Source organism: Streptomyces lomondensis (assembly GCF_014651035.1).
Lineage (GTDB): Bacteria > Actinomycetota > Actinomycetes > Streptomycetales > Streptomycetaceae > Streptomyces > Streptomyces lomondensis.
In genome coordinates this window covers 15,267-29,488 of record NZ_BMWC01000008.1, presented here as the reverse complement: position 1 = coordinate 29,488, position 14,222 = coordinate 15,267, and the positions used below count along the sequence as shown (strand labels likewise).

Annotated in this window: 12 protein-coding genes, 1 tRNA gene and 1 riboswitch; of the genes, 6 read left to right on the top strand and 7 right to left on the bottom strand. The window is 72.2% G+C overall.

Annotation, left to right across the window (positions count from 1 at the left end):
• Positions 1-126 precede the first annotated feature (126 nt).
• Positions 127-987 carry an RNA polymerase sigma factor SigF gene (locus tag IE255_RS25165; RefSeq protein ID WP_190052659.1) on the top strand — a complete coding sequence of 287 codons (861 nt, stop codon included), beginning with the start codon at positions 127-129 and terminating at the stop codon, positions 985-987.
• Between the two features lie 69 nt (positions 988-1,056).
• Here IE255_RS25165 and IE255_RS25160 read toward each other — a convergent pair whose 3' ends face one another.
• The 3 genes from IE255_RS25160 to IE255_RS25150 form a co-directional block, all read right to left on the bottom strand.
• Positions 1,057-1,560: a MarR family winged helix-turn-helix transcriptional regulator gene (locus IE255_RS25160; protein ID WP_190052658.1), complete on the bottom strand. Its 504-nt coding sequence runs from the start codon at positions 1,558-1,560 to the stop codon at positions 1,057-1,059.
• 136 nt (positions 1,561-1,696) lie between these two features.
• Positions 1,697-2,341, bottom strand: coding sequence for a GTP cyclohydrolase II (locus IE255_RS25155; RefSeq protein WP_190052657.1), 645 nt, complete (start codon positions 2,339-2,341; stop codon positions 1,697-1,699).
• A gap of 156 nt (positions 2,342-2,497) precedes the next feature.
• A complete protein-coding gene (locus tag IE255_RS25150; RefSeq protein WP_190052656.1) occupies positions 2,498-3,013 on the bottom strand; it encodes a MarR family winged helix-turn-helix transcriptional regulator in 516 nt (171 codons plus the stop codon).
• Between the two features lie 76 nt (positions 3,014-3,089).
• Here IE255_RS25150 and IE255_RS25145 point away from each other — a divergent pair, with 76 nt between their 5' ends.
• From IE255_RS25145 to IE255_RS25125, 5 genes are all read left to right on the top strand, one after another.
• Entirely contained in the window at positions 3,090-4,220 is a 1,131-nt protein-coding gene (locus IE255_RS25145) for a dihydrofolate reductase family protein (RefSeq protein ID WP_190052655.1), read from the top strand.
• An 89-nt stretch (positions 4,221-4,309) separates the two neighbouring features.
• Positions 4,310-5,542, top strand: coding sequence for an alginate lyase family protein (locus IE255_RS25140; protein WP_190052654.1), 1,233 nt, complete (start codon positions 4,310-4,312; stop codon positions 5,540-5,542).
• A gap of 54 nt (positions 5,543-5,596) precedes the next feature.
• A tRNA-Met gene (locus tag IE255_RS25135) sits at positions 5,597-5,670 on the top strand.
• A 289-nt stretch (positions 5,671-5,959) separates the two neighbouring features.
• Positions 5,960-6,116: riboswitch (cyclic di-AMP (ydaO/yuaA leader) on the top strand.
• 11 nt (positions 6,117-6,127) lie between these two features.
• On the top strand, positions 6,128-7,159 hold the full coding sequence (locus tag IE255_RS25130) for a M23 family metallopeptidase (RefSeq protein WP_190052653.1): 1,032 nt from the start codon (positions 6,128-6,130) through the stop codon (positions 7,157-7,159).
• Positions 7,160-7,241: 82 nt separating this feature from the next.
• Complete coding sequence (locus IE255_RS25125) at positions 7,242-8,186, top strand: aldo/keto reductase (protein ID WP_190052652.1); 945 nt, start codon at positions 7,242-7,244, stop codon at positions 8,184-8,186.
• A gap of 18 nt (positions 8,187-8,204) precedes the next feature.
• Here the strand turns inward: IE255_RS25125 and IE255_RS25120 are convergent, their stop codons facing one another.
• From IE255_RS25120 to IE255_RS25105, 4 genes are all read right to left on the bottom strand, one after another.
• Entirely contained in the window at positions 8,205-9,548 is a 1,344-nt protein-coding gene (locus IE255_RS25120) for a PrsW family intramembrane metalloprotease (protein WP_190052651.1), read from the bottom strand.
• Between the two features lie 58 nt (positions 9,549-9,606).
• Positions 9,607-10,452: a tRNA (guanosine(46)-N7)-methyltransferase TrmB gene (gene trmB, locus IE255_RS25115; RefSeq protein WP_190052650.1), complete on the bottom strand. Its 846-nt coding sequence runs from the start codon at positions 10,450-10,452 to the stop codon at positions 9,607-9,609.
• Between the two features lie 283 nt (positions 10,453-10,735).
• Positions 10,736-11,941, bottom strand: coding sequence for an L-2-hydroxyglutarate dehydrogenase (lhgD, locus tag IE255_RS25110; protein WP_190052649.1), 1,206 nt, complete (start codon positions 11,939-11,941; stop codon positions 10,736-10,738).
• 75 nt (positions 11,942-12,016) lie between these two features.
• Positions 12,017-13,441 carry an NsdA family TPR-like regulatory protein gene (locus tag IE255_RS25105; protein WP_010044958.1) on the bottom strand — a complete coding sequence of 475 codons (1,425 nt, stop codon included), beginning with the start codon at positions 13,439-13,441 and terminating at the stop codon, positions 12,017-12,019.
• Positions 13,442-14,222: the final 781 nt, after the last annotated feature.

Genomic DNA, 14,222 nt, shown 5'->3' with positions numbered 1-14,222 from the left:
CTGCGCCGACTGTGGGCAACGTCTCGGCGGGGCGTACGGGGGGCATGAGCGGGGCGGCTGTGGGTAGCGGCCCTAAAGGTGGCCTGACGGGGGATCGGAACGGGCCGGAACTACGAGGGAGGGCCCGTGACGACGACCACGCGCATCGGCGCGACGACGGATTCCGGCACCGACACCGGTGCGGAGCTGCCGCAGATCGCCGAGCCCCAGAAGCTCGCCCCGCGGGACGCGCGCGATCTGACCGGACAGTTCCTCGACCGGCTCGCCGTGCTGGAGGAGGGCACGCCCGAATACCAGTACGCGCGCAACACGCTCATCGAGATGAACATGTCGCTGGTGCGGTTCGCGGCCCGCCGGTTCCGCAGCAGCGGGCAGTCGATGGACGACGTCGTGCAGGTCGGCGTCATCGGGCTGATCAAGGCCATCGACCGGTTCGAGGTCTCCCGCGAGGTGCAGTTCACCAGCTTCGCGGTGCCGTACATCATCGGCGAGATCAAGCGGTTCTTCCGCGACACGTCCTGGGCCGTGCACGTGCCGCGCCGCCTCCAGGAGGCCCGTACGGAACTCGCCAAGGCCACCGAGGAGCTGGCCTCCCGACTCGGCCGCGCGCCGAAGGTCGCGGAGCTGGCGGCGCTGATGAACCTCTCGGAGGAGGAGGTCGTCGAGGCCCAGATCGCGGCGAACGGTTATCTGTCCTCCTCCCTCGACGCCACGGTCGGCGGCGACGCGGAGGAGAGCGAGTCGACGCTCTCGGCGTTCATCGGCGAGGAGGACCCCGCCCTGGAACTCGTCGAGGACTTCCACGCGTTGGCGCCCCTGGTCGCCGAACTCGACGAGCGCCAGCGCCTCATCCTGCACCTCCGCTTCGTGGAGGAGCTCACCCAGGCCGAGATCGGCGCCCGCCTCGGCATCTCCCAGATGCATGTGTCCCGGCTGATCTCGCGGACGGTGGCGCGGTTGCGCTCGGGGATGCTGGCGACGGGCTGAGGCGATCTCCTTCGCCGGAGCCGCCGGAGCCGCCGGAGCCGCCGGAGCCGCCGTGGCGGCCCGTTCCCGCTAGCCGCCGGGCGGCCTGCCGCGGGGTACCGGCCCGTCCTGGGTCGCGAGGAACCCCCGCAGGCCCCTGCTCAGCGCCACGCGTTCCGCCGGGTCCATCGCCGCCAGCGCCGCGGCCAGGGCCTGGGCCCGGCGGCCGGCGACGTCGCCCAGCACATGCTGCCCGTGCGCGGTGAGCAGCAGCCGTACCGCGCGGCGGGTGTCCGGGTGCGGGACGCGCTCCAGGAGGCCTGCCGCCGCCAGCCGGTCGCAGAGCCGGCTGGCCGTGGGCAGGCCGATGTCCAGCCGGTCCGCGAGGGCCGTGAGGTTCAGGCCGGGCGCCGCCTGAAGGATGCGCAGCGCCCGCAGCTGGTGCGGGGACAGCCGCAGGGACGCCTCCTGGGCGGCGACCGCCCACAGGTCCGTCAGGCTCTCCACGGCATCGGCGATCTGCGACGCGACGGCCTCCGGGCCATCGCCCGGTCCTCTCGCGAGATAGTCGCCGGGGCCGCCGAGATCGGTCACAAAACGGTCACTTTCCATAAGCTCCGGGTACAGCGAGGGTCGCTTTCCTTCAGTGAAGGTCGCCCTCTTTCAAAGGCTGTACCCGATGTGCCGAGGGGCAAGCAGTCCCGTTCGGCACTCCGGCCGGGCCGGCGGGTCAGCCGGCGCTCAGCTCCGTCAGCGCGGCGAGCGGCAGCGTGTGCTGGGTCTGGAGGACCTTGGCGCGCAGGTAGCGGACGTTGTGCGCGGTGGTGAAGACGCCCGTCGGGACGCGGTCGCGGACGTCGACGCCCAGCTCCCGCAACTGGCCCGCCTTGTCGGGGTTGTTGGAGAGCAGGTCCAGCGCGCCGATGCCCAGGGCCCGGAGCATCTGGGCCGCCGCCGTGTAGTCGCGGGCGTCCTCCGGCAGCCCCAGGGCCGCGTTCGCCTCGTAGGTGTCGAGGCCCTGGTCCTGGAGTGCGTACGCGTCGAGCTTGTTGTAGAGGCCGATGCCGCGTCCCTCCTGGCGGAGGTAGAGGAGCACGCCGCCGCGGTCGGCTATGCGCTCGACCGCCTCGCGCAGCTGCGGGCCGCAGTCGCAGCGGGCCGAGCCGAACACGTCCCCGGTCAGGCACTCGGAGTGCAGCCGCACCAGCGGGACCGGGCCCGGCTCGCCGAGCACCACGGCCACGTGCTCCTGGCCGTCGGCCAGGCCGTGGAAGGTGACGACCTCGGCGTCGACCTCGTAGCCGTCGTGGAAGCGCAACGGGACCCGGACGCGGGAGCGCGGGGTGGCGATGACGGCAGCGGGGGTGTCGGGCATGCGGGGCCTCCGGGTTCCGTTTCCTGTCGGCTGCACAGCCGTATTCGTGTTCGGCTGCGCAGCCGTACTGCTTCAGATTTGAAGCAGAACCACGATCGGAACCCTACCCATGCTTTAAATTTGAATCAACGAGAATGTGGCACCTTGTGACGCGCGTCACGAACAGGCCGACGAGGCCCTCCGCCGCCACGGCACGTCGTCCGACGCCGGCCGCGTCCCCTCCTCCTGGAGCCCCTCGGCGATCGCCGCGGAGATCTCCTCCAGCTGCCCCACCTGCTCCTCGCTGAGCCGGTCGAACAGGAAGCTCCGCACGGTCTCGACATGCCCGGGCGCCGCCCGCTCCAGCACGGCGAAGCCCTCGTCGGTGAGCGCGGCGATGCTGCCCCGCTTGTCGTAGCGGCAGGCCTCGCGCCGCACCATGCCGTCCTTCTCCAGCCGCGTCACCGCGTAGGTCAGCCGGCTGCGCGTGATCTTCAGCCGCTCGGCGAGATCGGTCATGCGCAGCCGCCGGTCCGGGGACTCCGACAGGACGGACAGGATGGAGTAGTACAGGTGCGGCATGCCGGCGTCCTGCTGGAGCTGCCGGTCGATCGCGTCCTCCAGGAGCAGTGAGGCGGCGATGTAGGCGCGCCAGGCGCGCTGCTCCTCGGGGGTGAGCCAGCGAGTCGTCATGCCGCCAGTGTAGGTTTGTTTCAAACTTGAACCAAGCCCTGCCCAGTCCGCCGTCCCGACCAGCCGCGGAGCGTCGATGCCCCACCCGTACGTCCTGCTGTCCGCCGCCGTCTCCCTCGACGGCTACCTGGACGACACCGGACCCGAACGCCTCCTGCTGTCCAGCCCCGCCGACTTCGACCGGGTCGACGAGGTCCGGGCGTCGGTCGACGCGATCCTGGTGGGCGCCGGCACGATCCGCGCCGACAACCCGCGTCTCCTGGTCAACTCCGAGGAGCGGCGCGCTGCCCGCACCGCCGCCGGTAAACCGGAGTACCCCCTCAAGGTCACCGTCAGCGGCACGGGCGACCTCGACCCGGACGCCCGCTTCTGGCACACCGGCGGCGAGAAAGTCCTCTACACCACCGACCAGGGCGCCGAGCGCGCCCGCGCCCTCGGCCTCGCCACCGGCGTCGTCCCCCTCGGCCCGGACCTCGACTGGCGGCGGCTCCTCACCCACCTGCACGACGTCCGGGGCGTACGGCGGCTCATGGTCGAGGGCGGCGGCCTGATCCACACCCAGCTCCTCACCCAGGGCCTCGCCGACGAACTCCAGCTGGTCCTCGCTCCGCTCTTCGTGGGAGACCCCGGGGCGCCCCGGCTCTTCGGCCCCGGCGGCTACCAGCCCGGCCGGCTCCGGCTGCTGGAGACCCGGCGGATCGAGGACGTCGTCCTCATGCGCTACGAGCCGACCGCCCCGGGCACCGGCCCGCTCCCGGTCGCCGCCGACCACCACTGGCTGGCCCTCGCCTGCGCCCTGGCGGAGAAGTGCCCGCCGTCGGACACGGCGTTCAGCGTGGGCGCGGTGGTGGTCGCGGCCGACGGCACGGAACTGGCCCGCGGCCACTCACGCGAAGGTGGCGACCCGCTGGTGCACGCCGAGGAGGCGGCCCTGGCGAAGACCGACCCGGCCGACCCGCGGCTCGCCGGCGCCACGGTCTACAGCAGCCTGGAGCCCTGCGCCCGCCGCGCCTCCCGCCCCGCCCCCTGCGCCCGGCTGATCCTCGACGCGGGCGTCCGGCGGGTCGTCACGGCCTGGCGCGAGCCGGACACCTTCGTGGCCGGGGCCGACGGCAGCGGCGTCCTGGCGGCCGGGGGCGCGCGGGTCGTCGTCCTGCCCGAGCACGAGGAGCGGGCCAAGGCCCCGAACCGCCACCTGCTGGGCTGAGGCCGATCGGCCCAACAGATCCTGCGGACCCGCCGCCTTCCGGGTCACGCTGCCTCCAGGGCCCGGACGGGAGCAGGGAGGCAGTGGGCATGTGGGCAGCAGGGAGACGACGTACGGCAGCGCTCCTGCTCGGCCCCCTGCTCACCGCGCTCGCGCTCCTCGTCTCCTCCTGCGGGGCCCCCGGCCAGCACAGCCGCACCATGGGCCCGGCCCTGCCCCCCGACGCCGCGTTCACCCACCCCGGCGTCCTCGTCGACCGGGCCCAGCTGGACGCCGTACGGGAGAACGTCACCGCCGGCAGGCAGCCCTGGCTGACGGCGTACCTCGCGATGCGGGACAGCCCGTACGGCTCGTACCGGTACCGGGCCGAGCCGTACGCGACCGTCGTCTGCCCGGCCGGCGACCTCCGGGGGCGCGGCTGCGCCGAGGAGCGCGCGGACGCCCTCGCCGCCTACACGCAGGCCCTCCTCTTCACCGTCACCGGCAAGCGGCAGCACGCCGTGAAGGCCCGGCAGATCATGGACGCATGGTCGGGCACGCTGCGTCGGCACACCGGGGCGAACGCCGCCTTGCAGGCCGGCTGGACCGGGTCGGTCTGGGCCCGGGCCGCGGAGATCGTGCGGCACACCCGCGGCGGGGGCTGGAGCGCCGAGCGGGTGCGGGACTTCGAGGAGATGCTGCGCACCGCCCACCTGCCCGAAGTCTCCGCCGCTGACCCCGACTTCACCGGCGCCTGGGACCTCGTGGCGACGGACGCGGTCATCGCCGTCGCCGTCTTCCTCGACGACCGCCGGGCCTTCGACCAGGCCCTGAAGCGCTTCCGGGAGCGAGTGCCCGCCTACTTCTACCTGGAGGAGGACGGCCCCGCGCCGCGCACCGTGCCCGGCTCCGGCGTCGACACGCCGCGGCGCGTGACGTCGTACTGGTTCGGGCAGGCCACCTACCGGGACGGCGTCACCCAGGAGACCTGCCGCTCCTTCCGGCAGGTCGGCGCCTCGCTCGCCGCCACCGCCCACATCGCCGAGACGGCCTGGCACCAGGGCGTCGACCTCTACGGCGAGACCAAGGACCGGCTGACGGCCGCGCTCGCCCTGCACTCCCGCCACGAACTGCGCGGACGCGCACCCGCGTGGCTGTGCGGCGGCCGCGTCGAGGGCGGACTCGGGCCGCACCTGGAGGTCGCCCTCAACCACCTGGAGGGCCGCCTCGGCGCGTCCCTCCCGGACGCCCGCAAGCTGGCCGTACGGGCCCGGCCCGCCGGCACCGACGGCCTGTTCACGGCCTGGGAGACGCTCACCCACGCGGGCAGCCCGGGCGGCTGAGCGGCAGGTGTGCACGAGCTGTCCTGCGCATGGCGTACACTGGAGTCACAACGACGCGGGGTGGAGCAGCTCGGTAGCTCGCTGGGCTCATAACCCAGAGGTCGCAGGTTCAAATCCTGTCCCCGCTACTGAAGGCCGAGGGCCGGAATCCGAAAGGGTTCCGGCCCTCGGTGTATTTCCCGGACCCTTCCTTACTGACGGTGAGCGAATCGCATCACTCCGCATAACAACTGACACACCGTCAAAACTCATGAGTCACTTGCGGCATGGTCAACTCGCCCGATTTGGGCCGGTCATGGCAGGTAAGTCCGCGCGAAAAAGGTTAATGATCAAGCGGAATCGCTGGAATACCCACCGCGCGTCTATTAACGTTCGATAACGCAGCGCGGTCGTCCCAGCCGTCACAGAAGGCGGCTCCGTGCGCACGCGCCGAATCCCGAAAGGGAACCGGGGAACCACCACTTGGGGTGAATCGGGCGGATGCCGCCGTGGAAGCACGGCAGGTATACGCGCGTAGGAGACCTTCCTGCTCCGAACCCGTCAGCTAACCCGGTAGGCGAGAAGGAAGGAAAGGAGTACGCCCACGTGGCGTCCAACCGGCCTGCCCCCGCGGCCCCGTCCGCGCCCAGCCAGCGCGACACCGAAACCTTCGGCTACGGCGGTCACCGCACCGACGAGGGCCCGTTCCAGGAATGGAACCCCACCGCGGAGTCCATCCGTCCCGTCCGTGGCCGGCATCGCGTCACCAAGCAGCGCGGCGGAGGCCTCGCCCGCAGCTCCACCGTCCTGGGCGTCGGCGTCATAGCCGCCGTGGGCGCCGGCGGCATGGCCAGCGCCCAGACCGGCAAGCCGCCGGTGTCGATCTCCGTGCCGGACCTTCCCTCGGTGGGTTCCCTCATCTCGGACGACGACACCCCCGAAGGCTCCGCCACCCCGCTCAGCGATCTCGCCACGGCGTCCGCCGACACCGAGCAGGGCACCTCCGGCGCCGGTGAGGCGCTGCGCGCCCGGATCATGGCGCAGGTCGAGCACCAGCAGGAGCAGATCGAGACCAAGGCCGCGCAGGATGCCGCGGCCGCCGCCGAGAAGGCGGCCAAGGAAGCCGCCGCCAAGGCGGAGAAGGAAGCCAAGGCCAAGGCCGCCGAAGCCAAGCGGAAGGCGGAGGAGGAGGCCCGGAAGAAGGCCGAGGCCGAGCGGCTCGCCGCCCTCGCCAAGCAGTACGCGCTGCCGACCTCCTCGTACACCATCACCTCGACCTTCGGTCAGGCCGGCGCCTACTGGTCCTCCGGCTACCACACCGGCCTCGACTTCGCCGCCCCCACGGGCACGCCGATCAAGGCGGTGCACAGCGGCACCATCACCGAGGCGGGCTGGAACGGCTCGTACGGCTACAAGACCGTCCTCACCCTCGATGACGGCACGGAGATCTGGTACGCGCACCAGTCGTCGATCGGCGTCAGCGTCGGCCAGAAGGTCAACACGGGTGACGTCATCGGCCGCGTGGGTGCCACCGGCAACGTCACCGGGGCGCACCTGCACCTGGAGGTCCACACCGGTGGCTCCAGCAACGGCATCGACCCGCTGGCGTGGCTGCGGGGCAAGGGCCTGAACGTCTGACACCTGTGCGGGGAGCCGTGCTTACGGAAGCTTTGCGTCAGTTGTGGAATGGGCCGTTCCCGTACGGTCGTTGACGTAGAGCATGACTTCTCTGCGCAAGCTCGGCTCCTCCGACCTCGAGGTCTTCCCGCTCGCCCTCGGTGGCAACGTCTTCGGCTGGACCGCCGACGAGGACCGGTCCTTCGCCGTCCTCGACGCCTACACCGCCGCCGGCGGCAACTTCGTCGACACCGCCGACGTGTACTCGGCGTGGGCCGACGGCAACCAGGGCGGCGAGTCCGAGACCGTCCTCGGTAAGTGGCTCCGGACGCGCGGCAACCGCGCGGACGTCGTCGTCGCCACGAAGGTCGGCCAGCACCCGGAGTACCAGGGCCTGTCCGCCGCCAATATCAAGGCCGCCGCCGACGCCTCCCTGCGCCGCCTCGGCACCGACTACATCGACCTCTACTACACCCACTACGACAAGCCCGAGGTGCCGGTGGAGGAGATCATCGGCGCCCTCGACGAACTCGTGAAGGCCGGGAAGGTGCGGTACATCGCCGCCTCCAACATCTCGGCGGAGCGGCTGCGGGCGTCCCTGGAGTTCTCCGACCGCGAGGGGCTCGCCCGGTACGTGGCCCTCCAGCCCCACTACAACCTCGTCTCCCGCGACACCTACGAGGGTGAGCTCCAGGACCTGGCCGAGCGGACCGGCCTGGCGGCCGTCCCCTACTACGCGCTCGCGTCCGGCTTCCTCACGGGCAAGTACCGGCCCGGTACGACCGTCGACAGCGCGCGGGCCGGCAGCGCCGCGCGGCACCTGGAGACCGAGCGGGGACGCCGGGTCCTCGCCGCCCTCGACGAGGTCGCCGCTGCGCATGACGTGCCCGTCGCCACGGTGGCCCTGGCCTGGCTCGCCGCGCAGCCGACCGTGGCGGCGCCGATCGCGTCCGCGCGGACGGTGGAGCAGTTGCCCGCCCTGCTGGGGGTGGGGGAGCTGACGCTTTCGGCGGCGGAGGTGGAGCGGCTCACAACGGCTTCGGCCTGAGGCTGCTGACGAGGCCGTCTAGGAACGGTACGGGTTGTACGCGCAGGGCGTCGGCTGCTGGCCGTAGCCGTACACCCCGTACACCGGCCAGGGCGGTGCCGCCACCGGGACGGGAGGGGCCGTGATCCGCGCCGCGTGGTCCAGCGCGGGGCGGGCCGTCTCCCGGCGTCGCCACAGTTCGTCGAGGAGTTCCCGCTCCCGTACGGCGAAGCCGGACCCGGCGCTGCCGCGGCGGGCCCGGTGCCGCAGGAACGCGAGGGACGTCGCGTACGCCTCGTACTGCGCCACCGCCCGGGCCGCCGCACTGCCCGCGTGCCGGCGGGCGTACTGGCGGGCGATCCGCCGGGCCCGCATCGAGCCGAGCGCGTACGGCTCCGCCGGTGCCAGCCAGCCCGCCACGGCGTAGGCGGGCAGCTCCGCGCGCACGGTCCGCAGCTCCCGCTGGCGCGTCCAGATCACCAGCCAGGTCAGCAGCCCGAAGATGGGCACCATGAACGCCGCGTACACGGCGAAGAAGCCGTACTCGCCGAACGCCGACGAGCCGTTCCACATCGCGTGCATGCCCATCGCGAGCAGCAGCCCGGAGAGCGGGAAGGCGACGCGGCGGACGGGGCGGCGGTCCGCCGAGAGCGCGGCGATGCCGAAGCCGATGCCGGTGAGCACGGTGAAGAGCGGGTGCGCGAAGGGCGACATGACGATGCGCACGAAGAAGGTCGCCGCCGTGACGGAGGCGATGCCCGTGTGGCCGGTGAGCTGGTCGGTGCCGAAGGCGGTGCCCAGGTAGAGGATGTTCTCCGTGAACGCGAAGCCGGTGGCGGTGACGCCGGCTATGACGACTCCGTCGAGGATGCCGGTGAAGTCGCGGCGGCGGAAGAGGAAGACCAGTAAGACGGCCGCCGCCTTGGCCGACTCCTCGACCACCGGGGCTATGACGGTCGCGCCGAGGGTGTCCGCACGGGACGGGTCCGCGGTCGCCGTCGCTATCCAGCGGGTCGCGAAGCTGTTGGCGACGATCGCTATCAGCGCCGCCGCGCAGGCGCCCCAGGCGAAGGAGAACACCAGGTTCCGCCAGGGGCCCGGCTCGACCCGGTCCAGCCAGCGGAACGCGGCTATCAGCAGGGGAACCGGGAGGATGGCCAGCCCGAGCCCGACCAGGAACCCCTCCGTGCCCGTCTCCTCGCGGACCAGGGCGAGGATGACGAGGCCGGAGATCGCGAGGAGCGTGGTCAGCGCGCCGTAGCGCACCCAGGCGCGCTGCCACCAGTGGGCGTGCCGCAGGGTGCCGGCGGGGGGTGCGCCGGCCGTCGGCGCGCCGTCGGTGGGACCGCTGGGGTACGACGGGTGTGGGGGGCTGGTGGCCACGGCATTGACCCTAACGACGGATGGGCGTTGTCCGCAGGCGGAGACGTGCCAGGTGCGGTCAGGCGCCGGCGGGGGGTTGGTCCATGTGCGGTTGGTCCACGTGCTGTACGCGGCGGAACAGGAGGTCGTTCACGACATGTCCCTTGTCCAGTCCCTGGCCCTCGAAACGGGTCAGGGGACGGAAGTCGGGGCGCGGCGCGAAACCACCGTCCGCCTGCGTGTTCTCGAAGTCGGGGTGGGCCGTGAGTACGTCGAGCATCTGTTCGGCGTACGGTTCCCAGTCGGTGGCGCAGTGCAGGATCGCGCCGGGCCTGAGGCGGGTGGCGGCCAGGGTCAGGAAGGCCGGCTGGATGAGTCTGCGCTTGTGGTGGCGCTTCTTGGGCCAGGGGTCGGGGAAGTAGACGCGCAGGCCGTCGAGGGAGTCCGGGGTGAGCATCTCGCGGAGCAGGATGATCGCGTCGCCGTTGGCGACCCGGATGTTGGACAGGCCGTTCCGGTCGGCGAGATTGAGCAGGTTGCCCTGGCCGGGGGTGTGGACGTCGACGGCGAGGATGTTGGTCGTGGGGTCGGCGGCGGCCATCTGGGCGGTGGCCTCGCCCATGCCGAAGCCGATCTCCAGGACGACGGGGTTGTCGTTGCCGAACAGGTCGGGGAGGTCGAGGGTTCGGCTGCCGTCGATGTCGAGGCCCCACTTGGGCCACAGCCGCTGGAGGGCGTCCGCCTGGCCGGCTGTGACCCGGCTCCGCCGCGGCTGGAAACTCCGGATCCGCCGCTCGAAGTGCGACCCGGCCGGGTCGGCCTTCGGCCCGTCGGGGAAGCGCGGCTCTCCCTTGGCCCGGGTGCGCCGGAGGGAGACACCGGGGGTGTGGGGCGGGGGTTCGGGGGTGTTCGCGGAGTCAGACACAGTGAGGCCGATTTTACGGCCGGTGGGTGGGGGCGTGCGCTTGCGCCTTTTCGCCGGGTGTGGGTCGGGGCCGCGCCGGGGGGTGTCCGTCCTCGGAACGGCGCGATGGGGTTGGACGCCGACTGACTGTCCGTTGACGCGCCAACCGCTGCGGGCGCGTGGTCGCTGCCCTAGCTGCGGGCAGTCGTGCCGCTGGGGCGGCACGGGTGGGCGCAGCGGCACCTCGTCGCGCCGAGTTGCGCACCCACCCGGCCTCCGCGCCGACGCCGAGCAGCCGGCACACTCACAGCGCGCTCAACGCCCTGCGCGCCACCTCCCTGCCGATCGGCAAGGACGCCGTAGCCGCAGGTGACGGCGCGTTCAGCACGTGGACCGTCCGAGGGGCCTCGCGGATCAGGAAGTCGTCGACCAGGGTTCCGTCACGCAGTACGGCCTGTGCCCGCACACCCGCCGCCGTCGGCACCAGGTCGTCCTCGGACACCCCGGGCAGCAGCCTGCGCACCGCCTCCGTGAAGGCGCCCTTGGACAGCGACCGGCGCAGCTCACCCGCCCCGTACCGCCAGTGCCGGCGGGCAATGCGCCAGGAGCCCGGCCAGGTCAGGGTCGAGCCGAGCTCGCGCCAGCGGACCGTGCCCCAGCCGTACCCCTCGCGGGCCAGCGCAGGCACCGCGTTGGGGCCGATGTGGACACCCCCGTCGATACCGCGCGTGAGGTGCACCCCGAGGAAGGGGAACGCCGGGTCGGGCACGGGATAGACCAACCTCCGGACCAGCTCCGGCCGGGCGAGTTCGTAGTACTCGCCGCGGAAGGGCACGATCCGCACGTCCGGGTCGTCCCCGGTCAGCCGGGCGATCTCGTCGCAGTGCAGGCCCGCGCAGTTCACCAGGACCCGCCCGCGTACGACGTCCCCGGCGGCCGTGAGCACCGCGACCCCCCGCTCGGGGCGGCGGTCGACGCGGACGACCCGCGTGCCGTAGCGGATCTCCGCACCCGAGCCGTGGGCCAGCTGGCGGGCGACCGCGACGAAGTCGCAGATGCCGGTCGTGCCGACGTGTATCGCGGCGAGGCCCCGCACCTCCGGCTCGTACTCGGCGATCTGGGACGCGCCCAGTTCCCGGACCGGGATGCCGTTCTCCCGGCCGCGCTGCACGAGCGCGTGCAGGCGGGGCAGCTCGGAGCGGTCGGTGGCGACGATCAGCTTGCCGGTGACCGCGTGCGGGATGCCGTACTCGGCGCAGAACTTGACCATCTCGGCGGCGCCCCGCACCGCGTAGCGCGCCTTGAGGGAGCCCGGCCGGTAGTAGATGCCGCTGTGGATGACGCCGCTGTTGCGGCCGGTCTGGTGCCGGGCCGGGCCGGGTTCCTTCTCCAGGACGGTGACACGTGTGCCCGGTGCGGCGCGTGTGATCGCGTAGGCCGTCGACAGGCCGACGATCCCGCCGCCGATCACCAGCACGTCACAGTCGTATGGGGTCCGCACCCGCACCACCTCCCGCTACCGATAGTGCACTGCGCCACTGACAGCGGCTTCAAACGCGGAGTCGGGCGGTAGGCAGGTACATGCTCAGGCAGGGGCCATCAGCAGCGGCCGCGCGCGCTCGCGGAGCTCCACCACCCGCGGCTCGTCGCCGTACGGCTCCAGTCGGTGGAGGAGATCCTTCACGTACTCCGTCGTACGGGCCGAGGAGATGCGCCCGGCGACCTCCACCGCCCGTACGCCCTGCTCGCACGCCGCGTCCAGGTTGCCCGACTCCAGTTCGGCGACGGCCGAGACGACCAGGCGCAGGCCGTGGGAGCGGACGAACTCCTCGGTGGGCTTCGAGAGTGCCTGCTCCGTGAAGCGGCGGACCTGGCGGGGTGCCTTCAGGTCGCGATAGCACTCGGCCGCGTCGGCGGCGAAACGGTCGTAGGAGTAGAAGCCGAGCCAGCTCGGGTCGTTGTCGCCGGGGCGGGCGCGCTCCAGCCAGCTCTCGGCGGCCTTCAGGGCGCCGCCGGCCGCCTGGGCGTCACCGGCACGCGCGTGTGCCCGGGCCTCGACGAGGCGGAAGAAGCTCATGGTGCGGGCCGTCGCCAGGCCGCGGTTGCGTTCCAGGGCGGCCTGGGCGAGGTCCACGCCCTCGTCGCCGAAGCCGCGGTAGGTGGCCTGGAGGGACATGGAGGCCAGGACGTAGCCCCCGAGGGGGACGTCCGCCGCCGCGCGGGCCAGGCGCAGGGCCTGGATGTAGTAGCGCTGGGCCGCTTCCTGCTGGCCCGTGTCGAAGGCCATCCAGCCGGCGAGCCGGGTGAGTTCGGCGGAGGCACCGAAGAGGGCCCGGCCGACCTCGTCGGAGTAGGAGCCGAGCAGGAGCGGGGCGGCCTCGACCCTTAAGCACTCGGGGACCATCGACGAACGCCAGTCGCCACCGCCGTACTTGGAGTCCCAGCGCCGCGCGTCCTCGGCGGCCTCCCGCAGCTTCTGCACATCGCTGTGGCCGACTTTGAGCGGTGCGCCGGAGCCCTCGCCGGGGCCCACGTCACGCGCGACCGAACTGTCGGCCGGGGTTATCAGCCATCGTGAGGCGGGCGTTGCGTACGCGCTTACCGCGAACGATCCGGCCAGCGACTGCCAGATGCCGCCCGAGCCGGCGCGGCGGCCCGCGAGGTCGAGGCGGTACAGCTCCGTCGCGGACTTCACCGCCTGGCCGACGTCCCGGGGGAAGGCGAGGCCGACTTCGGGCGCCGGGTCCGCGTCCGCCAGGCCGATCTCGTGGAGCGGCACCGGGCGGCCCAGCTTCTGGCCGATGGCGGCGGCGATGAGGTGCGGCGCCGCACCCTGCGGCACCATGCCCTTCGACACCCAGCGCGCCACCGACGTCTTGTCATAGCGAAGCGTCAGCCCTCGCTGAGCGCCAAGATCGTTGACGCGTCGCGCGAGGCCCGCGTTGCTGATTCCCGCGAGGGCGAGAACGGCGCCGAGTTTTTCGTTCGGCCCGCGTTGCTCCCTGGACATGCGCCACCCCTCGACACAGACGGCTGCCGCGCTGGCATAACCGTGCGGCATTCGTAAACCCAGCGTAGTTCGCCGCATCCCAAGCGTTAAGGGGCATTGTTCCGGTTGGCGGGATTGTGGTCCGTACTGAAGTGCGGTTCAGATACGGGCAGTTGCGGCGTGCTCCCGCTGTGTGGCCGTGCGCCCGCCCGTGCGCTCTTCTCCGGCCATCGCGGGAGCGGTTCCATGGTCACTGCGTGGGTCGGCCCGCTGTACTGGATCCAGTGGGCTGGGGGACACCGCCGCCTCCATCCCCGCGGGCGGCGGAACGGTCCGGGAGGCGTGCCGCGTCTCCCGGACTACGCGACCGGGTGGTGGTACGCGGAGCCTGTACGGAGAGTGTTCGACTCTGCGTGCATGTCGGCGATTTGGCCGAAAATCGACCCCGTCGTTCGCGGGGTATCAGGGCTCCGACCACGGTACTTGAGGGCGCATCGGGCGTGTTTAGGGCGCGTATCGGGGGCGCATTCGCGTCGCGGTCCCAGGGGAGACGTGTCGCTGGCGGGCCTTGATTCTTGGCTGTTTCTTCTTGTCGGCGGCGGTTGGGTCGGCGGGGGTTGGGTCGGCGGCGGTTGGGCCGACGGTTGGGTCGCGTCTTCTCGGTCCGTCCAGTCCCTCATCCTCTCCGCACGTCTTCCGTGCCTGCTTCTGCGTCCTCTCTCCTTGTGGCGTGCGGGTGTTCGGGGAGTTCCGGACGGCGTGGGTGGCTCCGCCGGGGCGCATTCGGCGGAGCGCAAGCGGC

Excerpts from the sequence above, each read along its gene's own strand:
- IE255_RS25145 (WP_190052655.1), top strand. The coding sequence starts at position 3,090 with ATGCCCCACCCGTACGTCCTGCTGTCCGCCGCCGTCTCCCTCGACGGC.
- IE255_RS25125 (WP_190052652.1), top strand. The coding sequence starts at position 7,242 with ATGACTTCTCTGCGCAAGCTCGGCTCCTCCGACCTCGAGGTCTTCCCG.
- IE255_RS25105 (WP_010044958.1), bottom strand. The coding sequence starts at position 13,441 with ATGTCCAGGGAGCAACGCGGGCCGAACGAAAAACTCGGCGCCGTTCTC.
- IE255_RS25140 (WP_190052654.1), top strand. The coding sequence starts at position 4,310 with ATGTGGGCAGCAGGGAGACGACGTACGGCAGCGCTCCTGCTCGGCCCC.
- IE255_RS25155 (WP_190052657.1), bottom strand. The coding sequence starts at position 2,341 with ATGCCCGACACCCCCGCTGCCGTCATCGCCACCCCGCGCTCCCGCGTC.
- IE255_RS25150 (WP_190052656.1), bottom strand. The coding sequence starts at position 3,013 with ATGACGACTCGCTGGCTCACCCCCGAGGAGCAGCGCGCCTGGCGCGCC.